This is a genomic window from Enterobacter genomosp. S (assembly GCF_001631805.1).
GTDB classification, from domain to species: domain Bacteria; phylum Pseudomonadota; class Gammaproteobacteria; order Enterobacterales; family Enterobacteriaceae; genus Enterobacter; species Enterobacter quasihormaechei.
The window spans coordinates 86,568-109,841 of the sequence record NZ_LVVA01000002.1; the positions used below are offsets into that span (position 1 = coordinate 86,568).

Genomic DNA, 23,274 nt, shown 5'->3' on the forward strand with positions numbered 1-23,274 from the left:
TCCTTTTTTATCATCTTTGGAATACGCACACTCCGTGCGCAGGCCCGTGCCAGACAGCCATAACAACCGGATTATCCGCTCCGGCAAAGGGAGGAATGGCTCGCCATTCCCCGTCAGGTAAAACAATCTCTGCGACGTCATCCGTCGCGTTCAGCGTCACCAGCCACGCATCCGAAAGCAGGATTTGCAGACAGGGTATGCCGTGTTGCCACTCTTGCGCGCTTAACGGTTGCGCGTCTTTATTCAGCCAGCGAACGTTGCCGTCGCCCTCTTCCCACCAGCTGTCGGCGGTGAGCGCGGGGATGCGCTGGCGAAGATGGATCAGCGCCGCGGTGAAATGGGTCAACCCGCTGTTCGCTTCTCCCCAGTCGAGCCAGGTCAGGGTGTTGTCCTGGCAATAGGCGTTGTTGTTGCCGTGCTGGCTGTGACCGTGCTCATCGCCTGCCAGCAACATTGGCGTGCCCTGCGATAACAAAAGCGTCGTCAGCAGCGCATGAACGCTGGCGCGTCGCCGCTCGATCACGTCCAGACTTCCGCCTAACCCTTCTATACCATGGTTAAAGCTATGGTTATTGTTAGTCCCATCGCGATTCTCCTCGCCGTTTGCCTCATTGTGTTTCTGATTGAAACAAACGCAGTCGCGCAGCGTGAAACCGTCGTGTGCCGTCACCAGGTTAATGGTGGCCGACGGACGTTTTCCGTCGCGCTTAAAGAGATCGCTCGAGCCGGCAAAGCGTCCGGCGAACTCTCCGAGCGACAGATCGCGCGCCAGCCAGAAGCGACGGACGGCGTCGCGGAAGTGATCGTTCCACTCGGCAAACAGCGGCGGGAAGTTCCCCACCTGATAACCGCCTTCACCAATGTCCCAGGGTTCCGCAATCAGCTTCACCGTTGAGAGCACCGGGCAGTTTTTTATCGCCTCAAACAGCGGCGCCTGCTGGCTAAATGCCGGAGTGCGCCCCATCACCGGCGCCAGATCGAAACGAAAACCGTCCACGTGGAACGTCTCAACCCAGTATTTCAGGCATTCGTACGCGTAATGCGTAACGGCCGGATGGCTGAGGTTGAGGGTGTTACCGCACCCGGTCCAGTTTTCATAATCCCCGTCGTCCCTGATCCAATAATAGCTACGGTTATCGATTCCGCGCTGTGAGAGCGTTGGACCGTCAAGATCGCTTTCCGCACTGTGGTTCAGCACCACGTCCAGAATGACCTCAATGCCCGCCGCGTGAAGCGCCTTCACCGCATCACGAAACTCGTCCCGCGCTTTCTCCGGATGCACCGCGTAGCGCGGGTCGAGCGCGAACATCGCCAGCGGGTTGTAGCCCCAGTAGTTGCTTAACCCAAGACGCTGAAGACGCGGCTCGCTGGCAAAATGCGCCACCGGCAGTAGCTCCAGCGCGGTGATCCCTAACTGTTTCAGGTAAGCGACCATCGCCGGATGCCCCAGCGCTTTGTAGGTGCCGCGCATCTCTTTGGGGATCGACGGGTGCAGATACGTCAGCCCTTTGACGTGGGCTTCATAGATGACGGTATTACCCCACGGCGTGCGCGGCGGGGCATCATCTTCCCAGTCGTAGAGATCGTGCACCACCACGCTTTTGGGCGCGACGGGCGCGCTGTCGCGGTGATCAGGTTCGCCGTAGCCGACGTGGAACAGCGGGTCGTCTTTAAACTCGCCGTCCACGCGGTGCGCGCACGGGTCAATCAGCAGCTTCGCCGGGTTAAACCAGTGCCCCTGAGATGGCTCCCACGGGCCGTGTACGCGAAAACCGTAGTGCATTCCCGGACGCCCGCCGGACAGGTAACCGTGCCAGATGTCTCCCGTGCGGGACGGTAAATCGTAACGGTGCTCGTTACCTTCCCCGTCAAACACACAGAGTTCCACCCGCTCCGCATGGGCAGAAAAGAGCGTGAAGTTCACCCCCTTTCCGTCAAAACTCGCCCCGAGCGGTTCGGGTTTACCTGCCGAGAGCTGCGTCATTCGCCCTCCCGCACCAGCCAGATGGTGCTCAGCGGCGGCAGCGTCAGGCTCAGGGAGTTCGGACGACCGTGGCTTTCAATCGCATCGCTCTGCACCAGCCCGCCGTTACCGGCGTTACTGCCGTGGTAATGCATGGAGTCGGTGTTCAGAATTTCGCGCCATTTACCCGGCTGGTTAATGCCGAAGCGGTAGTGTTCGCGCGGCACTGGCGTGAAGTTGCTGGCAACGATGATCTCGTTACCCGCTTTGTCACGACGGACAAAGACAAACACCGAGCGCGCGTGGTCGTCCACCACCAGCCACTCAAAGCCGTACGGATCGAAGTCCAGCTCGTGCAGCGCTTTGTGGTGGCGGTAGGTCAGGTTCAGGTCGCGCACCAGACGCTGTACGCCGTGGTGCCAGTTGTCCGCGCCTTCCAGCAGGTGCCAGTCAAGGCTGGTGTCGTGGTTCCATTCGCGCCCCTGCGCAAATTCGTTGCCCATAAACAGCAGCTTTTTGCCGGGGAAGGCAAACATCCAGCCGTAATAGGCGCGCAGGTTGGCAAACTTCTGCCACGGGTCCCCCGGCATGCGGTCGAGAATAGATTTCTTGCCGTGCACCACTTCATCGTGCGACAGCGGCAGCATGAAGTTTTCGGTGTAGTTGTAGAGCAGCCCAAAGGTGAGTTTATCGTGGTGATACTGACGATAAACCGGGTCGAGCTTCATGTAGTCGAGCGTGTCGTGCATCCAGCCGAGGTTCCACTTGTACCAGAAGCCCAGGCCACCCATTGACGGTGGACGGGAAACGCCCGGAAAGTCCGTGGACTCTTCCGCCATGGTCACGGCGCCTTCCACCTGCTCGCCGATGATGCGGTTCGTGTTGCGCAGAAACTCAATCGCTTCGAGGTTTTCACGCCCGCCAAACTCGTTCGGGATCCACTCGCCCTCTTTGCGGCTGTAGTCGCGGTAGATCATCGACGCCACCGCATCGACGCGCAGGGCATCAATGCCGAAGCGTTCGATCCAGTACAGCGCATTCCCCACCAGGTAATTCGACACTTCACGGCGACCGTAGTTGTAGATCAGCGTGTTCCAGTCCTGGTGATAGCCTTCGCGCGGATCGCTGTGCTCGTACAGCTTCGTGCCGTCGAACTCTGCCAGCGCAAAATCGTCCGACGGGAAGTGGCCCGGTACCCAGTCGAGGATGACGTTCAGCCCGGCGGCGTGCGCGGCATCAATGAAATAGCGGAAGTCATCGCGGGTGCCGAAGCGGCGCGTAGGCGCATACAGCCCGGTTGGCTGGTAGCCCCAGCTGCCGTCGAACGGGTGTTCGTTGATCGGCAGCAGCTCCAGATGGGTAAAGCCCATCCATTTGGCGTACGGCACAAGCTGGTCCGCCAGCTCGCGGTAGCTCAGCCAGAAGTTGTTGTCCGTGTGGCGACGCCAGGAGCCGAGATGCACCTCATAGACGGAGATCGGCGCATCAAAGCGGTTGGCCTGCTTGCGTTCCTCGCTCTGGACGACCTTTTCCGGCAGGCCGCAAATCAGCGAGGCGGTATTCGGGCGCAGTTCAGCCTCAAAGGCGTACGGGTCAGATTTAATGCGCAGCTTGCCGCTGGCATCGATCATCTCGAATTTGTAGAGCTGGCCGTTATGCGCCCCGGGGATAAACAGCTCCCAGATACCGGTTTCCCGGCGCAGACGCATGGGGTGACGACGACCGTCCCAGTAGTTGAACTGCCCAACGACGGAGACGCGCTGGGCGTTTGGCGCCCATACGGCAAAGCGCGTGCCGGTGATACCGTCCATGGTATCCGCGTGGGCACCCAGCGTTTCGTAGGGGCGTAAATGGGTTCCTTCGGACAGCAGCCAGGCATCCATCTCTTTTAAGAGCGGCCCAAAGCTGTAGGGATCGTCAATCAGGTTTTGCTGACCGTGCCAGATAACGGCAAGCTGATAGCGAAAGGGGTTTTTACGGCGGGGCATGACGCCCGAGAAGAAGCCACGCGAGTCGAGGCATTCCAGATTACCCACCTTGCGGCCGGTTTTGGGTTCGATAACCCACACTTCTGTCGCATCCGGTAACAGCGCCCGAACTTCCAGTCCGGCCTCTGTACGATGCATCCCTAGCACAGAAAAGGGGTCGGCAAAATGACCCGCAATAAGCGCATTAATCACGTCTCTCGAAATACGATCGGACATGGTATTCATCCTGTTTTTTTATGTCGCCCTTTTTACGCGCTCCGGAACGACTTTTAATGTGACCTAAACGGTGCAGTTAATCCTCTCTGCTCCGCCCTACCCTCAGGTGAGAAATAAATCTTCCTTAAAGCATAGCCAACGTCGTGGTTCCTCCTGATAAAAAATAAGACATCTGCGCTTTACTCCATGTAGTACGCAAAAAAAGGGGGTGACAATCACCCCCCGTGTTTAACAAATTATTACGCCAGCTGGCGCAGCATGCGGCGCAGCGGCTCGGCGGCACCCCACAGGAGCTGGTCGCCGACGGTGAACGCGGAGAGATACTCCGGCCCCATGTTCAGCTTGCGCAGGCGGCCAACCGGCGTGGTCAGCGTGCCGGTAACGGCAGCCGGGGTCAGTTCACGCATGGTGATATCGCGATCGTTTGGCACCACTTTTGCCCACGGGTTGTGCGCGGCCAGCAGCTCTTCCACGGTCGGAATAGACACATCTTTTTTCAGTTTAATGGTGAAGGCCTGGCTGTGGCAGCGCAGCGCGCCGATACGCACGCACAGACCGTCAACCGGAATGGTATTCGCGGTGGCGAGGATTTTGTTGGTCTCCGCCTGGCCCTTCCACTCTTCGCGGGTCTGGCCGTTATCCAGCTGTTTGTCGATCCACGGGATCAGGCCGCCGGCCAGCGGTACGCCAAAGTTATCCACCGGCAGCTCGCCGCTGCGGGTCAGTTGAGTGACTTTGCGCTCGATGTCGAGGATGGCGGATGCCGGGTTTGCCAGCTCGGTCGCGACGCTGTGGTGCAGCTGGCCCATCTGGGTCAGCAGCTCGCGCATGTGGCGTGCGCCGCCGCCGGACGCGGCCTGGTACGTTGCCACAGAGACCCACTCCACCAGGTCCTGCGCGAACAGGCCGCCGAGGGACATCAGCATCAGGCTGACGGTGCAGTTGCCGCCAACAAAGGTTTTCACGCCGTTGTTCAGGCCGTCGGTGATGACGTCCTGGTTAACCGGGTCGAGAATAATGATGGCATCGTCTTTCATGCGCAGTGAAGAGGCCGCGTCAATCCAGTAGCCCTGCCAGCCGCTTTCACGCAGCTTTGGATAGATTTCGTTGGTATAATCGCCGCCCTGGCAGGTCACAATAATGTCGAGTGCCTTCAGCGCTTCCAGATCGTAAGCGTCCTGCAACGTGCCTGTGGTACCCCCAAAGGACGGAGCAGCCTGGCCGAGCTGGGAAGTGGAGAAGAAGACCGGGCGGATGGCGTCGAAATCGCGCTCTTCAACCATGCGTTGCATGAGTACAGAGCCGACCATACCGCGCCAGCCGATAAAACCAACGTTTTTCATAGCATTTTTTTCCTGCAAGGGGTGTGTGCTGATTGTGCAAGCCAGTATTGAACTGGGATATGCTTCACATTACAAAATGCTGCCAAAGTCGCAAGCGAAATTAATCGATGATTGCCCGGCAATCAGAAAAAGTGCTAATCATCGCAATAACCACAATAAGTATCAGGGATAATTTAAGATGAGTGAAATCATTTCCGCAGCGGTTTTATTGATCCTTATTATGGATCCGCTCGGTAATCTGCCGATCTTCATGTCGGTGCTGAAGCACACCGAGCCGAAGCGCCGCCGGGCGATCATGATCCGCGAGCTGCTCATCGCCCTGCTGGTGATGTTTATCTTCCTGTTCGCCGGGGAAAAAATTCTCGCTTTCCTGAACTTACGCGCCGAAACGGTCTCCATTTCCGGCGGGATAATTTTGTTCCTGATCGCCATTAAGATGATATTCCCGAGCGCGGAAGGCAGCAGCAGCGGCCTGCCCGCGGGCGAAGAGCCGTTTATCGTGCCGCTGGCGATCCCGCTGGTCGCGGGACCAACGATTCTGGCAACGCTGATGCTGCTGTCGCATCAGTATCCGAATCAGATGAGCCATCTGGTCATTGCCCTGCTGATCGCCTGGGGCGGGACGTTTATTATCCTGTTGCAGTCGTCGCTGTTCCTGCGCCTGCTGGGTGAGAAAGGGGTGAACGCGCTGGAGCGTCTGATGGGGCTGATTCTGGTGATGATGGCGACGCAGATGTTCCTGGACGGGATCCGGGCGTGGATGAAAGGATGAGGATGTAAAAAAGCCGGGTGGCGCTCACGCTTACCCGGCCTACGGAACCTGAGGTTTTTGTAGGTCGGGTAAGGCGAAGCCGCCACCCGACACACATACAGCCTCGTTAGCTCAGGAGCGTAAACGCAATCATCCCGACAATCGCACCCGTGGTGCCGAGGATGGTTTCCATCAGCGTCCAGGTTTTCAGGGTTTGCGCTTCGGTGGCGCCGGTAAATTTACCGAACAGCCAGAAGCCGGCGTCGTTTACGTGTGAAACCACAATCGAGCCGCCCGCGATACAGATAGAGAGCGCCGCCATCTGCGCGCCGGAGTAGTTCAGCTGTTCAATCACCGGCATCACCAGGCCCACGGCGGTTAAGCATGCCACGGTCGCGGAGCCCTGAATGATACGCACCGCTGCGGCCAGCACGAAGCAGGTGACCGCAATCGGCAGGCCCATTCCGGTCAGCGCTTCGCCCAGTGCCGGACCCACACCGGAATCCACCAGCACCTGTTTGAACACGCCACCGGCGCCGATCACCAGCAGAATAATACCCGCCGGTTGCAGCGCAGCGCCGCAAATCTCCATCACGCGGTCTTTCGGCATGCCCTGACGCATCGCCAGGCCGTAAATCGCCACCAGACACGCCACCAGGATCGCCGTGAACGGGTGACCAATAAACTCGAACCATTCGTACGCGGTTGAACCCACCGGCACAAAGCGCGCCGCAATGGTTTTCAGACCCACCAGCACCAGCGGGAGCAGGATCAAAGACAGACTAAAGCCGAAGGACGGCATTTTGCCTTCGCCCAGGTGTGGCTCGGAGATGTCGTCCGGGATATGCAGCTCAACGTAGCGGCTGATGAAGTTGCCCCACAGCGGACCGGCGATAATCATCCCCGGGATCGCAGCGCACAGGCCAATCAGGATCATCCAGCCAAAATCGGCGTGCATCTGGGAGGCCAGCAGCATCGGCGCTGGCCCTGGCAGCAGAAACGCCGCCGCCGCCGCCACGCCCGCAAACAGCGGAATGACCAGCTTCACGAGGTTCGTACCGGTATGGCGCGCCATTGAAAACGCCACGCTAATCAGCAGCACAACCGCCACTTCAAAGAACAGCGGCAGCGCGCAAATCAGACCGGCCAGACCAATCGCGTAGTGCGCGCGGCTGTGCCCGAAGGATTTGAGCATTTTGACGGCAATCTGGTCGACCGCGCCCGTCTCGTGCAGGATCTTGCCAAACATCGCGCCCAGCGCCACCACAATGGCCAGGAAGCCCAGCGTGCCGCCCATCCCTTTTTCCATCGTCGCCGCAATTTTGTCGAGCGGCATACCGGAAAAGAGACCTGCACCAATAGAAACCACCATCAAAGCAACGAAGGCATGCATACGCGCCTTCATCACTAAAAACAGCAGCAGCAATACCGAACCCACTGCTGTCAAAACTAGCGTTAATGTACTCAAAACTTACTGCCTTTTGTTAATGACCTCGATGGTGCTGGCTACAACACCTTCCAGCGGCTGATCGATATCAACCACTAAGACGTCTTTTTCATCTTCACCCGGCTCCTGAAGCGCTTCGAACTGCGTCACCAGCATCTGGGTTTTAAAGAAGTGGCCTTTACGCGCTTTAAGACGGCTTTCAATCACCCCGAAATCGCCTTTCAGATAGATGAACGAGAGGTTCGGATTGCCGTCGCGCAGCAGGTCGCGGTAGGTTTTTTTCAGCGCGGAGCAGACGATCAGGGAAACTTTGTTGGTGCGCTGCATCGCGAACGCGGCGTCATTCAGCGCCTGCAACCACGGTTTGCGGTCGTCATCGTTCAGCGGTTCGCCGGAAGCCATTTTCATGATGTTGCTGCGCGGATGGAGGAAGTCACCATCAAGAAACGCAGCCTGGAGTTGATGCGCCACTTCGCTCGCCACGGCAGATTTACCGCTACCGGACACGCCCATCAGGACGTAAACGTGGTGATCGTGATTAGTCGTGCTCAAAGGGTGTCCCTCAGTCAATTGTTACGGGTAACAGTTATCGGTAACATTGTCCTGCCGGGGCAAAAGAGAAGCAATATCCAAACGTGCGCGATGTGAATAAGTGTGAGCTACTTCAAATTTGTCGGATTAAATAGATCCACCCGGTGACAAGGTGAAACCTAAATCTAACATTTTAGGGGTAACTGCCTCACCACGAATGCGCGCCAGCAGGCGTTCTGCACCAATGCGCCCCATACGTTCGCGCGGGGTCAGGACGCTTGCCAGCCGCGGCTCCATCACCTGACCGATGTCGTGACCGTGGAAGCCGGCAATCGCCATGTCATCAGGGATCTTCAGCCCCAGACGCTGGCATTCAAACGCTGCACCGACCGCAAGATCATCGTTGGTACAGAAAATACCGTCCAGTTGCGGATACTCGCGTCGTGCCTGACGCATCAGCTCAATACCCGAGGTGTAAGATGAGGACTGCTCCACCATCACGCTGTACGGGGTTAAATTTGCGTCGAGCATCGCCTGCTCGTATCCCTTCTGTTTGATGATAGTACGTTCATCAAGACGCGCACCCAAGTAGGCAATATGACGATGACCGCGGGCGATGATCGCCGCTGTCATCTGACGAGCCGCTTCAAAGTTATCGAACCCAACGGCGATGTCGAGGCATGGCGACTGGCTGTCCATGAGCTCCACCACCGGAATACCGGCGACTTCAATCATTTTGAGCGTGCGCGGCGTGTGGGTGCGTTCGGTTAAAATCAGACCGTCAATGTTCCAGGAAAGCATTGATTCAAGACGTTCCTCTTCCAGTTCTGGCTTGTACCCGTAGTGGGCGAGCATGGTCTGATAGCCAAACGCATCGGTGACGCTTTCAATGCCGCGCAGCACTTCGGCGAAGACCTGGTTGGTTAAGGAAGGAAGCAGGACGCCCACCGCACGGCTGGTCGCATTGGAGAGAATATCGGGTGCGCGGTTGGGAATATAACCCAGTTCATCAAGGGCGGCGGCAATCTTGCCACGCAACGCCACGGAAACCTGTTCCGGGTTACGTAAAAAACGGCTGACCGTCATTTTGGTCACACCGACGCGATCGGCGACATCCTGAAGTACGGGGCGTTTCTTTTTCATCGTCCTGAGAAATCTTGAAGTGAGAGATTTGCTCAGTTTATCACGGACAAAGCTCAACCTTCCCCGTTTAAAGGGAAGGTTGAGAAATTATTTAGACCGGAGGCAGGTCAAACAGCAGGATTTCGCTTTCGCTGTCGGCGTGCACGGAGAGCGCCTGCTCATCCCAGACGGCCAGACCATCGGCGGTGGTGGCTTTGGTGCCGTTGATAGACACTTCCCCTTTCACCACCTGGATCCAGACGCGGCGGTTGGCGGCAATCTGGTGCACGGACTGTTCGTCTTTCGCCAGCGCCCAGCGGTACAGCTCCATATCCTGATGCACTTTCAGGGAACCTTCACGCGCGTCCGGGGACAGCACCAGCTGTTTGCCCTGTTTCGCGTCGAAGCGGCGCTGCTCGTAGCGTGGCGTGATGCCGGTCTCTTCTGGAATGATCCAGATTTGATACAGGTGCAGTTTTTCCGTTTTGCTCGGGTTGTACTCAGAGTGACGCACCCCGGTACCTGCGCTCATAATCTGGAACTCGCCCGCCGGCACCTGCTCTTTGTTGCCCATGCTGTCCTGGTGCTCAACCGCCCCTTCCAGCACATAGGTCAGGATCTCCATGTCTTTGTGCGGGTGGGTACCGAAGCCCTGGCCTGCATCAATCACGTCGTCGTTAATCACGCGCAGCGCGGAGAAGCCCATGAAGTTCGGGTCGTAGTAGTCGGCAAACGAGAATGAATGCCATGAGTCCAGCCAGCCATGATTTGCGTGACCGCGTTCGTTTGCTTTGCGTAAGTAGATCATTGTTTTCACCCTCAGTTCGTTTCGATGGAGTAAGTGTGGACTCAAACGGTCGGGGATCATAGAGGGTGAAAATTGACTCCTCTGTTCAAAAATTATGAACAAGCCCAGAGGAGCCGTTTTTGCTTATCTGGCGAGGGTTATCGTGGCAGGAGAAGCCTGTTCGAAGGCCCGTTCAAGGATTTCCAGATTGGTGAGAACGTCAGATTCCTTGACGTAATTCGGCGTGCCGTTGGTGAGGGTTTCATACAGCGCATCATAGACGCGGCCATAGTCGCCGGTTTCCGGTTTCAGCTCTTCTCTGACCGTCACGCCCTCGTCGTTCACGTACTCCAGCACGCCCACGGCATCGTTCGCCGCAAAGCCCGGTTCGCCCGGCATGATGTTGGCCTTCAGGCTGGTCTCCTGCTGGTCAATACCGTACTTAATGAACGAGCCTTTGGTGCCGTGAACGATAAATTTCGGGTAGTCGATTTTCACCAGATGACTGGTTTTAACGATAGCCTTAAGGTCGCCGTAAAACAGCTGCGCCTCGAAGGTATCGTCCGGGTTGGCTTTGTTGCGCAGGCTGCGGATGTCGTACGCCACGTGGTCCGGGCGGCCAAACAGGGAGATGATCTGGTCCATGGTGTGTACGCCCAGACCGTAGAACGAGCCGTCCTGCGGCAGGCCGGGTTTGGTTTCTGCCACCGGACGGTAGTAATCGAAGTGGCTTTCGATCTCCACAATATCGCCAAGCTTGCCGCTCTCAATCGCCTTTTTCGCCGTCAGGAAACAGCTGTCAAAGCGACGGTTCTGGTACGGGGTGACGGTCAGCCCTTTGCTTTTCGCCAGCGCGAACAGCGCCTTGGCTTCGGCAAGCGTCGGGGTGAACGGTTTTTCCACCAGCACGTTCTTGCCCGCTTCGAGCGCGCGTTTCGCGTAGTCAAAGTGGCTGTCGGCGTGAGTGCAGACAACCACCAGCTTCACCTGCGGATCATTTAACACTTCATCAAGATCGCTGGTGAAATGAATATGGGAATACTGCGGAGACTGCTCTTCCGGCTTCGCGCTGCGGCGGTAGATATGAGCGACGTGCCAGGTCTCTTTACGGTTGAGAACATACGGAAGGTGGTAACGCGTGGTGCTTTTGCCAAATCCAATGAATGCGCAATGTAGTGTCATGGCTCAGTCCTTTTTCGAAGGTTGCTGAGTCTAACCATAACAAAAAAAAAGCCAGCTAAAAGCTGGCTAAAGTAATACTGGAAGCAATGTGAGCAATGTCGTGCTTTCAGGTTCCCGTAGGAGGTCTTCCTGAATGCAGAGCAATAATAATCATTCTCATTCGCACTTGTCCAACACTTTTTGCAAAAAATAGCGATTGACTCAGATTTTAAAGTCAATGATGTTGAAAGGGACTTTTAAACGACTGAGGAACAAGGAATGAGTGAGATAGTGATACGCCACGCGGAACCGAAAGATTACGACGCCATTCGTCAGATCCACGCCCAGCCGGAGGTGTACCACAACACGCTACAGGTTCCTCATCCTTCAATGGAAATGTGGCAAATGCGGCTAGGCGAACAGCCGGGCATTAAACAGCTGGTTGCCTGCATTGATGATATCGTGGTCGGCCACCTCACCATTGATGTCGCCCAGCGACCACGCCGCAGCCACGTTGCCGATTTCGGTATATGCGTTGGCGCAGAGTGGCATAACCGCGGCGTGGCCAGCGCGCTGATTCGCACCATGATCGATATGTGCGACAACTGGCTGCGCGTCGACCGTATCGAGTTAACGGTGTTTGTGGATAACGAACCGGCCATCGCGGTGTACAAAAAGCACGGGTTCGAAATTGAAGGCACCGGCAAGCGCTACGCCCTGCGCAACGGCGAATATGTGGACGCGTACTTCATGGCGAGAATGAAGTGACACACTCCCCTCTCCCCTTTGGGGAGAGGGTCAGAGTGAGGGGAATAATCAATACCCCGCCGTTAAATCATCTACCGAACGCGGGTCCGATGCGCCAAACAGCGCCCCGTCCGGCCCCACCATAATGCTCTGGGTGCTGCCCATCGCCTCTTTCACTGCCACCTTTTGTCCGCGCTGCTCAAGCAGTTTTATCGTGTCCGGGCTAAAGCCCTTCTCCACGCGTAGTTCATCCGGCAGCCACTGATGATGGAAACGCGGCGCATTGGTCGCCTCGGCGACGTTCATCCCAAAATCGATGCTGTTCACCACCATTTGCAGCACGGTGGTAATGATGCGGCTCCCGCCAGGGCTGCCGGTCACCAGCCAGGTTTTACCGTCCTTCACCACGATGGTTGGCGACATGGACGACAGCGGACGCTTCTTCGGCCCCACGGCGTTTGCATCCCCGCCGACCAGCCCGTACACGTTCGGCACGCCCGGCTTGGCCGAGAAATCATCCATCTCGTTATTCAACAAAATGCCGCTGTTGCCCGCTACGATCCCGGTGCCGAAAGTGGTGTTCAGCGTATAGGTCACCGCCACCGCGTTACCGTCTTTATCCACCACCGAGAAATGCGTGGTCTGGTTACTTTCATACGGTGCCAGCTTGCCGGGGCGGATCTCGCTCGACGGCTTCGCCTTGTTGATGTCGATCTCATCGGCAATTGATTTGGCATAGGCTTTGTTGGTCAGCGCCTGCCACGGCACCTTCACGAAATCCGGATCGCCAAGGTATTCCGAGCGGTCGGCGTAGGCGCGTTTTTCCGCCTCCGCCATCACCTGCATGGCGTCCGCGCTACCAAAGCCGAACTTGTGCATATCAAAGTTTTCAAGAATGTTGAGGATCTGCACGATGTGAATGCCCCCGGAGGACGGCGGCGGCATGGAGAAGACTTCGTACCCGCGATAGGTTCCGCTAATCGGCTCGCGCTCCACCGCCTTGTATTCGGCCAGGTCCGCTTTGGTGATGAGCCCGCCGTTCTTCTGCATCTCGTCGGCAATCTGATCGGCAATCGCCCCTTTATAGAATGCGTCAGGACCGTTTTCTGCAATCAGCTCCAGGCTTCTGGCGAGGTTTTTCTGCACCAGCTTATCGCCCTTCTTCAGCGGCTCACCGTCCTTCCAGAAGATCGCCTTGCTGTTTTCGTGATTCGGAATCACTTCACTGCCGTAGGTTTTGAGGTCGTCCGCCAGCGCGTCGTTCACCACAAAGCCGTCACGCGCCAGCCTGATGGCAGGCTGCACCACCTTGTTCAGCGGCAGCGTGCCGTATTTTTCCAGCGCCAGCGAGAAGCCCGCAACGGTGCCAGGCGTGCCGGACGCAAGGTGCGAGGTCAGGGATTTTTTGCTGTCCGGGTTGCCCTGATCGTCGAGGAACATATCGCGGGAGGCCTGATTCGGCGCCATCTCACGGAAGTCGATGGCCGTGGTTTTGCCGTCCTTGGTACGCAGCATCATAAAACCGCCGCCGCCCAGGTTCCCCGCCTGCGGGTGCGTTACCGCCAGCGCGTACCCGACCGCGACCGCCGCGTCCACAGCGTTACCGCCCTGCTTAAGAATATCGACGCCCACCTGGGTCGCCAGCGCGTCAACCGAGGCTACCATGCCGTGGGTGGCCCGCACGGGGTGAAAAACATCCTCCTCCACGCCGTAAGAGACCGGAGGAGCGGCGGGCGGGTTGGCCGCCACGGTAAATGTGCCGCCTGCCATCAGCGCAGCGAGGACGACCCAGCGCAAAAAGGTTGGTTTCATCATTATTGTTCTCCAGGTGAAGGGGTCCATATTCCCCGCTTAAGCCTGGTTCACAACTCTTAAAAAATCATCGTTATGCTGGTTTAGAGGTAAACTTAAGAGAAGCCTCAAAGGAGGAGATAACCATGAAACGATTCCTGATCCTGACCGCGCTGCTCCCGTTCGCCGCGCTGGCACAGCCTATTAACACCCTGAACAATCCGAACCAGCCGGGCTACGTCATTCCGAGTCAGCAGCGTATGCAGACGGAGATGATGAGCCAGCAACAACAGCAGAAAGGGATGCTTAATCAGCAGCTAAAGACGCAGACCCAGGTGCAGCAGCAGCACCTGCAAAACCAGATGAACGCTAACACCCAGCGCGTGCAGCAGGGCCAGATGCGCGAGCAGCCGCTGCAAAACCCAAACGGCGGGATGTTAGGGGGCGGGATGTCGCAAAGCAGCGGTCAGCAGCATATGCTGCCGACCCAGCAGAACGGCAGTATGCTTAATAAATAAAGTCTGGCCCGATCTGGTCAATCGCATCGGTACAGATGCTGTCTACGCCCCAGCGCAGCAGTTCGGCTGCACGCTGGGGTTTGTTGACGGTGTAGACCAGGATATGCAGGCCTGCGTCTTTTAGCATTTTCACCCGCGCCTCATCCAGCAGCTTATGATTGAGGTGGATCGACACGCAGCCTAAGCGGCCCGTCAGTTCGCGCCAGTCTTCTCGCCACTCGTCCAGCAAGAGTCCGCGCGGCAGCGCCGGTACGGCCGTCTGTGCGGCTTCCAGCGCGTCGATGTCAAATGAGGAGAGTAGCGGCGCCGTCATGCCTTCCCACAGCTCACGTGCGGCCAGCGCAATCACTTTGCCCGTCAGCGGCCCGGTGCCGGTGGTCGGTTTGATTTCGATGTTGGCCATCATGCCATGTTGACGACACCGGTCTGCCACCTCCGCCAGCAGCGGCAGCGGTTCGCCTTTGAACTCCCCGCTGAACCAGCTTCCGGCGTCCACCTTCAGCAGATCGCGCCACGGCAGTTCGCCCGCCACGCCCCAGCCGTTGCTGGTGCGTTCGAGGTTGTCGTCATGCAGCAGGAAAATTTCGCCGTCCTTCGACAGCTTGGCGTCGAACTCGATCATCGTGTGGCCGTAGCGTGCGCCAGCGTCAATCGCCGCCAGGGTGTTCTCCGGCGCCAGTTTACCGCCGCCACGGTGGGCGACGATGTGGGGGTAAGGCCAGTTGCTCATACTCGTTGTCCTGTTTCACCGTCAAATAAGTGCAGGTGATTTTCCGGCACATGCAGCCACAGCGTGCTGCCTGCCTTCGGGCGCTCCTGATGCGGCAGGCGCACCACCAGCTTTTGCTCGCCCCAGCGCCCGTGCGCCAGGTTATCGGCGCCCAGCATCTCCAGCGTGTCCATCACCAGCGGCACGCCGCCGTCCGCCTGAGACGTTAAGCCAATATGCTCCGGGCGGATGCCGAGCGTCATCTTACGCCCGGCGTACCCACGATAGTACCAGTTGATCGGTAACGCCATCCCGCTTTCCAGTTCAAAGTGGGTTCCCGCAGCATTGATCCGCCCGTCCAGCAGGTTCATTGCCGGGCTGCCGATAAAGCTCGCCACAAAACGGCTGGCCGGTTTTTCGTAGACCTCCACCGGCGTGCCAATCTGCTCGGCAATGCCTTTGTTCATCACCATTACGCGCTGGGCGAGGGTCATGGCTTCGACCTGATCGTGGGTGACATAGAGGGACGTGGTTTTCAGACGGCGATGCAGCTGCTGTAGCTCAAGGCGCATCTGCACGCGCAGCTTGGCGTCGAGGTTCGAGAGCGGTTCGTCGAACAGGAATACCGCCGGATCGCGCACGATGGCGCGCCCCATCGCCACGCGCTGGCGCTGGCCGCCGGAGAGCTCGCGCGGGCGGCGCTTAAGCAGGCCGTCAAGTTCCAGAATGCGCGCGGCTTCTTTTACGCGCTCGGCGATATGGCCTTTGCCCATCCCGCGAATTTTCAGCCCCCAGGCCATGTTCTCTTCCACGCTCATGTGCGGATAGAGGGCATAGTTCTGGAACACCATCGCGATGCCGCGATCTTTTGGCTCCATCTCGGTGACGCGCTGGCGGTCAATCCAGATATCCCCGGATGTGACGCGCTCCAGCCCCGCCACCATGCGCAGCAGCGTGGACTTCCCGCAGCCGGATGGGCCGACCATCACGATAAATTCACCGTCCGCCACGTCGAGCGTCAGCGGCTGAATGACCTGGGTTTTACCGTCCCAGCTTTTGGTAACTGCCTGAAGTTTTAAACCTGCCATCTTATTTCTCGCTATCGACCAGGCCGCGGACAAACGCGCGCTGCATGGCTAAAACAATGACTACGGGTGGGATTAGGGTGAGCAGCATCGCCGCCATCACCTGGTTCCAGAGGGTGGTGCCTTCGCCGGTGGCAATCATGCCTTTGATGCCCGCCACGGCGGTGCCGAGGTTAACGTCCTGCACGATCAGCAGCGGCCACAGGTACTGATTCCAGCCGTAGATAAAGGTGATCACAAACAGCGCCGCGAGGTTGGTTTTCGACAGCGGCAGCACGATGTCGCGGAAGAAGCGCATCGGGGAGGCACCGTCGATGCGTGCGGCCTCAATCAGCTCGTCCGGCAGGGTCATAAAGAACTGGCGGAACAGGAAGGTGGCGGTCGCCGAGGCCATCAGCGGCAGGGTTAAGCCCGCGTAGCTGTCCAGCATCTTCAGGTTGGCGATCACCTCCACGGTCGGGAAGATACGCACCTCCACCGGCAGCATCAGGGTGATGAAAATCATCCAGAAGAACAGGTTACGCAGCGGAAAGCGAAACCAGACGATGGCGAAGGCCGAGAGCATCGACACCGTGATTTTGCCCACCGTAATACCGAACGCCATAATGAAGCTGTTGAGCATCATCAGCCAGAACGGCGCGCTGTTGGTGCCCACGCCCTGGGTCCAGATGGTCTTCATGTTTTCGAAAAGGTGTCCGCCCGGGATCAGCGTCATCGGCGTGTCGAACACCGCTTTGGTGTCCAGCGTGGCGGCGACAAAGGCCACGTACAGCGGGAACAGGATAACGAGAATGCCCAGGATCAGCAGGGTATGGCTGAAAATCGTCAGCCCGCGACGGTTCTCAATCATTGGTAGCGCACCTTACTTTCAACATAGCGGAACTGCACCACCGTGAGGATGATGACGAGGAACATCAGCACGACGGACTGCGCGGCAGAGGCCGAGAGATCGAGTCCGGCAAACCCTTCGCGGTAGATCTTGTAGATGAGCGTGGTGGTCGCCTGCACCGGGCCGCCCGCAGTGGCGGCGTCGATCACCGGGAAGGTATCGAAGAAGGCGTACACCAGGTTAACCACCAGCAGGAAGAAGCTGACCGGGGCGATCAGCGGCAGTGACAGCCTGAAGAAGCGGCGCACCGGCCCTGCGCCGTCGATGGCGGCGGCCTCCACCAGCGAACGCGGAATGGATTGCAGCGCGGCGAAGAAGAACAGGAAGTTATAGCTGATCTGCTTCCACACCGAGGCGAACACCACGAGGAACATCGCCTGACCGCTGTTCTGGGCGTGGTTCCAGTCATAGCCGAATTCCGCCAGAAAATGGGTAATCAGCCCGCGTCCGGGGTTAAACAGGAAGATCCACAGCACGGCAGCCACGGCGGGGGCTACGGCGTAAGGCAGCAGCATCAGGATCTGATACAGGCGGCTGCCGCGCACCACGTAATCCACCAGCGCGGCGAAAAACAGCGACGCGACAAGGCCGCTCACGGTCACCAGCGCGCTGAACCTGATCGTCGTCCAGAAGGAGTCCAGGTAATAGCTGTCGTGGAACAGCGCCGTAAAGTTGTCCAGCCCAACGAACTGGCTGGACAGCCCGAACGGATCGACGCTTTGTACCGAGTACCACAGCGCTTCGCCCGCAGGCCAGATGAAGAAGATAACGGTGATGATCAGCTGAGGCGCGACCAACAGGTACGGCAGCCAGCGGGATCGGAACACCGGACGGGATGAGGACATTGAGATTTGATTCCTGAACAATGCCGGGTGGCGGCTGCGCCTTACCCGGCCTGGATGGGGCACATCGTAGGCCCGGTAAGCGAAGCGCCACCGGGCGTTTCAGCGATTACGATTTCGTCGACTGCTCAAAGCGGCGCAGCAGCTGATTGCCGCGCTCTACTGCGGAATCCAGCGCCTGCTGTGGGGTTTTCTTCCCGGTCCACACGCTTTCCAGCTCTTCATCCACGATGGTGCGGATCTGCGGCATGTTGCCCAGACGCAGGCCTTTGGTGAACGGCAGCGGCGGCTTGTTCAGCATCTGACGCGTCGCGATATCCGCGCCCGGGTTTTTGCTGTAGAAGCCCTGCTCGCGGGTCAGATCGTACGCGGCTTTGGTGATCGGCAGGTAGCCGGTCTTCTGGTGCCATTCAGCCGCGTTTTCCGGCTTCGCCAGGAAGTCGAGGAACTCGGCCACGCCCTTATAGGTGCCGCTGTCTTTACCTTGCATCACCCACAGGCTGGCCCCGCCGATGATGGCGTTCTGCGGCGCGCCTTTTACGTCGGCGTCGTACGGCATCATGCCCACGCCGTAGTTGAATTTGGCGTAGTGACGGATATCCGCCAGCGAGCCGGAAGACGCGGTGGTAATGGCGCAGTCGCCGTTGTAGAACTTCTCGGTGGATTCGTCTTTACGCCCGAAGTAGCTGAAGTCGCCCTTCTTGTTCAGATCCGCCAGCAGCGCGATGTGCTTCACCTGCTCCGGCTTGTTGAACTCCAGTACCGCGTCGGTGCCATCGAAGCCGTTGTTTTTGGTGGCAACCGGCAGGCCGTGCCAGGCGCTGAAGTTTTCAATCTGGATCCAGCCCTGCCAGCCGCTGGCGTAACCGCACTTCATGCCCGCCGCTTTCAGCTTCGCGGTGTACTCGGCCAGATCCTGCCAGGTTTTTGGCGGCTGCTCCGGATCCAGGCCCGCTTTTTTGAAGGCATCTTTGTTGTAGTACAGCACCGGCGTGGAGCTGTTAAACGGCTGGGACAGCAGGTGGCCGGTTTTGGAATCGGTGTAGTAACCGGAGACGGTCGGCACGAACTGGGATTCGTCAAAGTTGATGCCCGCGTCTTTGAACACTTCGTAGACCGGCTTGATGGCTTTCGAGGCCATCATGGTCGCGGTGCCGACTTCATACACCTGCAACAGCGCAGGCGCGTTGCCGGTACGGAAGGCGGCGATGCCCGCGCTCAGGCTCTGCTCATAGTTGCCTTTGTACACCGGCACAATTTTGTAATCCGGGTGGGTGTCGTTGAAACGCTGCGCCAGGGAGTCAACCTCTTTACCCAACTCCCCTTCCATGGAATGCCAGAACGGAATGGTGGTCACGGCCATTGCGTTCGTCGCAAAAGCCAGACCGATTGCCAGACCCAAAGCCGTGTGTCGTAACGATGTCATTGTCATCTCTCTTATTATGCCGGATGCGCGATATCACGCGTTTTGTGCTCGCGAGGTAACATGACATGCTCGAATGACAGAAAAATAACTGTTTGTTTACAGATAAGTGACGGCCAGGCGTCAGGGGGATGATGGTTGTGTGAAGGGAATTAGGTGCATAATTGGGTGCGGTCTGGTGCCCTCACCCCGGCCCTCTCCCACAGGGAGAGGGAGAAAACACTAAAAAAGGCAACTTGCGTTGCCTTTTTGCTTTTACCTATCCGCCCAAATACGCGCTCCGCACCGCTTCGTTCGCCAGCAGCGCGTCGCCGGTATCCTCGAGCACCACACGACCATTCTCCAGCACGTAGCCGCGATCGGCGAGCTTTAGCGCCTGGTTGGCGTTCTGCTCGACGAGGAAGATGGTCATCCCCTCTTTACGCAGTTGCTCAATGGTGTCGAAAATCTGCTGGATGATGATCGGCGCAAGACCGAGCGACGGTTCGTCCAGCAGCAGCAGGCGCGGCTGGCTCATTAGCGCGCGGCCAATCGCCAGCATCTGCTGTTCACCGCCGGACATGGTGCCCGCACGCTGGATGCGGCGTTCCCACAGGCGCGGGAAGAGTTCGTACACCCATTTGATGCGGGTGTGATACTGGTCGCGGTCAGCAAAAAAGCCGCCCATCGCCAGGTTCTCTTCCACCGTCATACGTGAGAAGACGCGGCGCCCTTCCGGGACAATCGCCACCGCTTCACGCATAATTTTGGCGGTCTGCCAGTCGGTAATATCTTTGCCATCAAACACAATCCGCCCGCTGGTGGCGCGCGGGTCGCCGCACAGGGTGCCGAGCAGCGTGGTTTTTCCCGCGCCGTTGGCACCGATCAGGGTGACGATTTCACCCTGATTGATGTGCAGGCTGACGTCGTGCAGCGCCTGGATCTTGCCGTAGTGCGCGTTGACCTTGTCGAACGTTAACATCGCTTTTTCCATCTTATGCCTCACCAAGGTATGCGCGGATCACGTCCGGGTTGTTGCGGATCTCTTCCGGCGTGCCGTTTGCCAGCGGCGTGCCCTGGTTTACCACGTAGATACGGTCCGAAATGCCCATCACCAGCTTCATGTCGTGCTCAATCAGCAGGATGGTGGTGTCGTGACTATCGCGCAGCTCGGCAATCAGCTCGTCCAGCTCTTTGGTCTCTTTCGGGTTGAGGCCCGCCGCCGGTTCGTCGAGCATAAGGATCTCCGGCTGGGTCACCATGCAGCGCACAATCTCCAGCCGACGCTGGTCGCCATAGGCCAGGTTGCTCGCCTGCCGGTTGGCGTGCTGGAGCAGGCCGATACGGTCGAGCCAGGTGGCGGCGCGATCGAGCGCCTCCTCCTGCGTGCGGCGGAAGGCCGGGGTTTTCAGCAGGCCGGAGAACAGGCCGGTTTTCAGCTGCTGATGTTGCGCGACCAGCAGGTTCTCAATCACCGTCATCTCGCGGAACAGCCGCACGTGCTGGAAAGTACGCACCACGCCCATGCGGGCAATCTGCTGGCCCGGCAGCCCTTCCAGGTGCTGGTCGCGCAGCATGATGGTGCCGCCCGTCGGCTTGTAGAAGCCGGTCAGACAGTTAAAGACCGTGGTTTTCCCCGCGCCGTTCGGGCCAATCAGGGAGACGATCTCTTTTTTATGCAGGTCCAGGTTCACGTTGTTGACCGCCAGCAGGCCGCCAAAACGCATCATCAGACCGTTTACGGATAATAATGGCTGACTCATGCCTGCTCTCCTTTCGCTTCCACATTCTTAAGCTTCAGCTGTGGACGCGTCATCGGCAGCAGACCCTGCGGACGCCAGATCATCATCAGCACCATCAAACCACCCAGCATCAGCATGCTGTATTCGTTAAAGTCGCGCATCAGCTCGCGGGAGACCACCAGCAGGATGGCCGCGAGGATCACGGCGAACTGCGAGCCCATCCCGCCGAGTACCACAATCGCCAGCACAAAGGCCGATTCGGCAAAGGTGAACGACTCGGGGCTGACGAAGCCCTGACGCGCGGCGAACAGCGTGCCGGCGAAACCGGCAAACGCGGCGCTGATGGTGAACGCGGTCAGCTTGATGCGGGTCGGGTTCAGGCCCAGAGAGCGGCAGGCGATCTCATCTTCGCGCAGCGCTTCCCACGCCCGGCCCAACGGCATGCGCAGCAGGCGGTTGATCACGAACAGGGTAATGACCACCAGCAGCAGCGCTACCAGATAGAGCCAGATCACGCGGTCAGAAGGGTCATATTTGATGCCGAAGAAGTTGCTGAAGGTATCCCAGCCGCCTTCGCGGGCGGTACGGCTGAACTCCAGGCCGAAGAAGGTCGGCTTCGGGATCTGGCTGATGCCGTTCGGCCCGCCGGTCACTTCGGTATTGTTGAGCAGCAGGATACGGACGATTTCGCCGAAACCTAAGGTCACAATCGCCAGGTAGTCACCGCGCAGGCGCAGCACCGGGAAGCCGAGCAGGAAGCCTGCGGCGGCAGAGACCAGACCCGCCAGCGGCAGGCAGGTCCAGAAGCCGAGGCCGTAATAGTGGTTCAGCAGCGCGAAGGTGTACGCGCCGATAGCGTAGAAACCGCCGTAGCCCAGCACCAGCAGGCCGGACAGCCCCACCACCACGTTCAGACCGAGGCCGAGGATCACGTAAATCATGGTCAGGGTGGCGATGTCCACCGTGCCGCGCGACACCATAAACGGCCACGCCACGGCAGCCACCAGCAGCGCCACGAGGAACAGCTTCTGCTTTACCGTTGTACCGTCGATCGCCGGCAGAACGAACTTCGGCCCGGAGACGTTTTTCAGTGTCTTCTGGAACAGCGGACGCAGCAGCTGGAACAGAAACACCACGGCGGTGCCGATAAATACCCACTGCCAGCGGATGTCAGGGGCGGTATCGACCACCAGCTTCGTGCCGTCCAGCCCTAACTGGACGCCCATAAAGACGCCCGCCAGTACGAAGAACATGGCGGCAGAGAGCAGCGCCATAGCAAAATGCATCGGTTTCATACTTTCTCTACCTCCGGACGGCCCAGAATACCGGTAGGCATCACCAGCAGAACCAGAATCAGCAGGGCAAACGACACCACGTCTTTATACTCGGTGCTCAGGTACGCCGAGGAGAGCGCCTCCGCCACGCCCAGGATCAGGCCACCGATCATCGCGCCCGGAATGCTGCCGATACCGCCCAGTACCGCCGCGGTGAAGGCTTTCATCCCGGCCATAAAGCCGATGTACGGGTTAATTACGCCGTAGAACTGGCCGAGCAGAACGCCCGCCACCGCCGCCATTGCGGCGCCAATCACGAAGGTCAGAGCGATGACGCGGTCGGTGTTGATGCCGAGCAGACTCGCCATCTTCAGATCTTCCGCACAGGCGCGGCAGGCGCGTCCCATGCGGGAGTAGCGGATGAAAACGGTCAGGGCCAGCATCGCCAGGAAGGTGACAACCCAGATGACCAGCTGCATGGTGGTGACAGAGGCAGAGAAGTTTTCGCTGGCCCCCACAATCCACTGGCCGTTAAACAGGCTTGGCAGCGCCACGTCGCGCGAGCCTTCGGTCAGGCTGACGTAGTTTTGCAGGAAGATGGACATACCAATCGCGGAAATCAGCGCAATAAGACGCTTGGAGCTGCGCACCGGCCGGTAGGCCACGCGCTCGATGCTCCAGCCGTAGGCGCTGGCGATCACAATCGCGCCGACAAACCCGGCGGCCACCAGCAGCCAGCTGCTGTCGATGCCCATCATCATCAGCGCGGCGATGATCATAAAGGAGACGTAGCTACCGATCATGTACACCTCGCCGTGGGCGAAGTTGATCATGCCGATAATGCCGTAAACCATCGTATAGCCGATGGCGATCAGCGCGTAGGTGCTTCCCAGCGTGACGCCGTTAAACATCTGCTGCAAAAAGTAGAGAAACTGCTCGGACATATGCAAACCTTTTTATACCCGC

General features: G+C 58.5%; 21 protein-coding genes. 3 read left to right on the forward strand and 18 right to left on the reverse strand.

Going from position 1 to position 23,274, the window contains the following annotated elements; translation table 11 throughout:
- Nucleotides 1-10 precede the first annotated feature (10 nt).
- The 3 genes from glgX to asd form a co-directional block, all read right to left on the reverse strand.
- The gene (glgX, locus tag A3466_RS04165) at nucleotides 11-1,984 is read right to left on the reverse strand and encodes a glycogen debranching protein GlgX (RefSeq protein WP_063449533.1); all 1,974 of its coding nucleotides are present in this window, start codon (nucleotides 1,982-1,984) and stop codon (nucleotides 11-13) included.
- Nucleotides 1,981-4,167, reverse strand: a complete 2,187-nt coding sequence (glgB, locus tag A3466_RS04170; RefSeq protein WP_063449534.1) for a 1,4-alpha-glucan branching enzyme — start codon at nucleotides 4,165-4,167, stop codon at nucleotides 1,981-1,983. Before glgB ends, glgX begins: the two co-directional genes overlap by 4 nt.
- Nucleotides 4,168-4,406: 239 nt before the next feature.
- Nucleotides 4,407-5,510, reverse strand: coding sequence for an aspartate-semialdehyde dehydrogenase (gene asd / locus A3466_RS04175; RefSeq protein WP_045622178.1), 1,104 nt, complete (start codon nucleotides 5,508-5,510; stop codon nucleotides 4,407-4,409).
- A 178-nt stretch (nucleotides 5,511-5,688) separates the two neighbouring features.
- Here asd and yhgN point away from each other — a divergent pair, with 178 nt between their 5' ends.
- Entirely contained in the window at nucleotides 5,689-6,282 is a 594-nt protein-coding gene (yhgN, locus tag A3466_RS04185; protein ID WP_003861574.1) for an NAAT family transporter YhgN, read from the forward strand.
- Between the two features lie 106 nt (nucleotides 6,283-6,388).
- Here the strand turns inward: yhgN and gntU are convergent, their stop codons facing one another.
- The 5 genes from gntU to A3466_RS04210 all read right to left on the reverse strand — a co-directional run bounded on the left by gntU (nucleotide 6,389) and on the right by A3466_RS04210 (nucleotide 11,330).
- Nucleotides 6,389-7,729 (reverse strand): gluconate transporter, encoded by a 1,341-nt coding sequence (gene gntU / locus A3466_RS04190; protein ID WP_023295539.1) that lies wholly within the window; start codon nucleotides 7,727-7,729, stop codon nucleotides 6,389-6,391.
- Nucleotides 7,730-7,732: 3 nt separating this feature from the next.
- A complete protein-coding gene (gene gntK, locus A3466_RS04195) occupies nucleotides 7,733-8,260 on the reverse strand; it encodes a gluconokinase (RefSeq protein ID WP_045260947.1) in 528 nt (175 codons plus the stop codon).
- Nucleotides 8,261-8,386: 126 nt separating this feature from the next.
- Nucleotides 8,387-9,382: a gluconate operon transcriptional repressor GntR gene (gntR, locus tag A3466_RS04200; RefSeq protein WP_014833579.1), complete on the reverse strand. Its 996-nt coding sequence runs from the start codon at nucleotides 9,380-9,382 to the stop codon at nucleotides 8,387-8,389.
- 91 nt (nucleotides 9,383-9,473) lie between these two features.
- The gene (locus A3466_RS04205; RefSeq protein ID WP_003861565.1) at nucleotides 9,474-10,169 is read right to left on the reverse strand and encodes a pirin family protein; all 696 of its coding nucleotides are present in this window, start codon (nucleotides 10,167-10,169) and stop codon (nucleotides 9,474-9,476) included.
- 123 nt (nucleotides 10,170-10,292) lie between these two features.
- The gene (locus A3466_RS04210) at nucleotides 10,293-11,330 is read right to left on the reverse strand and encodes an oxidoreductase (RefSeq protein WP_063449535.1); all 1,038 of its coding nucleotides are present in this window, start codon (nucleotides 11,328-11,330) and stop codon (nucleotides 10,293-10,295) included.
- Nucleotides 11,331-11,588: 258 nt separating this feature from the next.
- On the opposite strand from A3466_RS04210, the gene yhhY reads away from it, so the two are divergent.
- Nucleotides 11,589-12,077, forward strand: coding sequence for an N-acetyltransferase (gene yhhY, locus A3466_RS04215; protein WP_063449536.1), 489 nt, complete (start codon nucleotides 11,589-11,591; stop codon nucleotides 12,075-12,077).
- A 48-nt stretch (nucleotides 12,078-12,125) separates the two neighbouring features.
- Here the strand turns inward: yhhY and ggt are convergent, their stop codons facing one another.
- On the reverse strand, nucleotides 12,126-13,871 hold the full coding sequence (gene ggt / locus A3466_RS04220; protein ID WP_074160926.1) for a gamma-glutamyltransferase: 1,746 nt from the start codon (nucleotides 13,869-13,871) through the stop codon (nucleotides 12,126-12,128).
- A gap of 122 nt (nucleotides 13,872-13,993) precedes the next feature.
- Here ggt and A3466_RS04225 point away from each other — a divergent pair, with 122 nt between their 5' ends.
- On the forward strand, nucleotides 13,994-14,365 hold the full coding sequence (locus A3466_RS04225; RefSeq protein ID WP_063449537.1) for a DUF2756 family protein: 372 nt from the start codon (nucleotides 13,994-13,996) through the stop codon (nucleotides 14,363-14,365).
- Here A3466_RS04225 and ugpQ read toward each other — a convergent pair.
- The 9 genes from ugpQ to livH all read right to left on the reverse strand — a co-directional run bounded on the left by ugpQ (nucleotide 14,355) and on the right by livH (nucleotide 23,252).
- A complete protein-coding gene (gene ugpQ, locus A3466_RS04230; protein ID WP_063449538.1) occupies nucleotides 14,355-15,095 on the reverse strand; it encodes a glycerophosphodiester phosphodiesterase in 741 nt (246 codons plus the stop codon). The genes A3466_RS04225 and ugpQ overlap by 11 nt on opposite strands.
- Nucleotides 15,092-16,162 (reverse strand): sn-glycerol-3-phosphate import ATP-binding protein UgpC, encoded by a 1,071-nt coding sequence (locus A3466_RS04235; protein ID WP_063449539.1) that lies wholly within the window; start codon nucleotides 16,160-16,162, stop codon nucleotides 15,092-15,094. The genes ugpQ and A3466_RS04235 overlap by 4 nt, the downstream gene beginning before the upstream one ends.
- A gap of 1 nt (nucleotide 16,163) precedes the next feature.
- Nucleotides 16,164-17,009, reverse strand: a complete 846-nt coding sequence (ugpE, locus tag A3466_RS04240; RefSeq protein WP_063449540.1) for a sn-glycerol-3-phosphate ABC transporter permease UgpE — start codon at nucleotides 17,007-17,009, stop codon at nucleotides 16,164-16,166.
- Nucleotides 17,006-17,893: a sn-glycerol-3-phosphate ABC transporter permease UgpA gene (ugpA, locus tag A3466_RS04245; RefSeq protein WP_063449541.1), complete on the reverse strand. Its 888-nt coding sequence runs from the start codon at nucleotides 17,891-17,893 to the stop codon at nucleotides 17,006-17,008. The genes ugpE and ugpA overlap by 4 nt, the downstream gene beginning before the upstream one ends.
- A gap of 106 nt (nucleotides 17,894-17,999) precedes the next feature.
- The gene (ugpB, locus tag A3466_RS04250) at nucleotides 18,000-19,316 is read right to left on the reverse strand and encodes a sn-glycerol-3-phosphate ABC transporter substrate-binding protein UgpB (RefSeq protein ID WP_063449542.1); all 1,317 of its coding nucleotides are present in this window, start codon (nucleotides 19,314-19,316) and stop codon (nucleotides 18,000-18,002) included.
- 256 nt (nucleotides 19,317-19,572) lie between these two features.
- Complete coding sequence (livF, locus tag A3466_RS04255) at nucleotides 19,573-20,286, reverse strand: high-affinity branched-chain amino acid ABC transporter ATP-binding protein LivF (protein ID WP_074160928.1); 714 nt, start codon at nucleotides 20,284-20,286, stop codon at nucleotides 19,573-19,575.
- Between the two features lies 1 nt (nucleotide 20,287).
- Nucleotides 20,288-21,055, reverse strand: coding sequence for a high-affinity branched-chain amino acid ABC transporter ATP-binding protein LivG (gene livG, locus A3466_RS04260; protein ID WP_061099568.1), 768 nt, complete (start codon nucleotides 21,053-21,055; stop codon nucleotides 20,288-20,290).
- Entirely contained in the window at nucleotides 21,052-22,329 is a 1,278-nt protein-coding gene (livM, locus tag A3466_RS04265) for a branched chain amino acid ABC transporter permease LivM (RefSeq protein WP_063449543.1), read from the reverse strand. The genes livG and livM overlap by 4 nt, the downstream gene beginning before the upstream one ends.
- Nucleotides 22,326-23,252, reverse strand: coding sequence for a high-affinity branched-chain amino acid ABC transporter permease LivH (gene livH, locus A3466_RS04270; protein ID WP_063449544.1), 927 nt, complete (start codon nucleotides 23,250-23,252; stop codon nucleotides 22,326-22,328). The genes livM and livH overlap by 4 nt, the downstream gene beginning before the upstream one ends.
- Between the last annotated feature and the right edge of the window lie 22 nt (nucleotides 23,253-23,274).

Excerpts from the sequence above, each read along its gene's own strand:
- glgX (WP_063449533.1), bottom strand. The coding sequence starts at position 1,984 with ATGACGCAGCTCTCGGCAGGTAAACCCGAACCGCTCGGGGCGAGTTTT.
- glgB (WP_063449534.1), bottom strand. The coding sequence starts at position 4,167 with ATGTCCGATCGTATTTCGAGAGACGTGATTAATGCGCTTATTGCGGGT.
- asd (WP_045622178.1), bottom strand. The coding sequence starts at position 5,510 with ATGAAAAACGTTGGTTTTATCGGCTGGCGCGGTATGGTCGGCTCTGTA.
- yhgN (WP_003861574.1), top strand. The coding sequence starts at position 5,689 with ATGAGTGAAATCATTTCCGCAGCGGTTTTATTGATCCTTATTATGGAT.
- gntR (WP_014833579.1), bottom strand. The coding sequence starts at position 9,382 with ATGAAAAAGAAACGCCCCGTACTTCAGGATGTCGCCGATCGCGTCGGT.
- A3466_RS04205 (WP_003861565.1), bottom strand. The coding sequence starts at position 10,169 with ATGATCTACTTACGCAAAGCAAACGAACGCGGTCACGCAAATCATGGC.
- A3466_RS04210 (WP_063449535.1), bottom strand. The coding sequence starts at position 11,330 with ATGACACTACATTGCGCATTCATTGGATTTGGCAAAAGCACCACGCGT.
- yhhY (WP_063449536.1), top strand. The coding sequence starts at position 11,589 with ATGAGTGAGATAGTGATACGCCACGCGGAACCGAAAGATTACGACGCC.
- ggt (WP_074160926.1), bottom strand. The coding sequence starts at position 13,871 with ATGATGAAACCAACCTTTTTGCGCTGGGTCGTCCTCGCTGCGCTGATG.
- A3466_RS04225 (WP_063449537.1), top strand. The coding sequence starts at position 13,994 with ATGAAACGATTCCTGATCCTGACCGCGCTGCTCCCGTTCGCCGCGCTG.
- ugpQ (WP_063449538.1), bottom strand. The coding sequence starts at position 15,095 with ATGAGCAACTGGCCTTACCCCCACATCGTCGCCCACCGTGGCGGCGGT.
- A3466_RS04235 (WP_063449539.1), bottom strand. The coding sequence starts at position 16,162 with ATGGCAGGTTTAAAACTTCAGGCAGTTACCAAAAGCTGGGACGGTAAA.
- ugpE (WP_063449540.1), bottom strand. The coding sequence starts at position 17,009 with ATGATTGAGAACCGTCGCGGGCTGACGATTTTCAGCCATACCCTGCTG.
- ugpA (WP_063449541.1), bottom strand. The coding sequence starts at position 17,893 with ATGTCCTCATCCCGTCCGGTGTTCCGATCCCGCTGGCTGCCGTACCTG.
- ugpB (WP_063449542.1), bottom strand. The coding sequence starts at position 19,316 with ATGACATCGTTACGACACACGGCTTTGGGTCTGGCAATCGGTCTGGCT.
- livF (WP_074160928.1), bottom strand. The coding sequence starts at position 20,286 with ATGGAAAAAGCGATGTTAACGTTCGACAAGGTCAACGCGCACTACGGC.
- livG (WP_061099568.1), bottom strand. The coding sequence starts at position 21,055 with ATGAGTCAGCCATTATTATCCGTAAACGGTCTGATGATGCGTTTTGGC.
- livM (WP_063449543.1), bottom strand. The coding sequence starts at position 22,329 with ATGAAACCGATGCATTTTGCTATGGCGCTGCTCTCTGCCGCCATGTTC.
- livH (WP_063449544.1), bottom strand. The coding sequence starts at position 23,252 with ATGTCCGAGCAGTTTCTCTACTTTTTGCAGCAGATGTTTAACGGCGTC.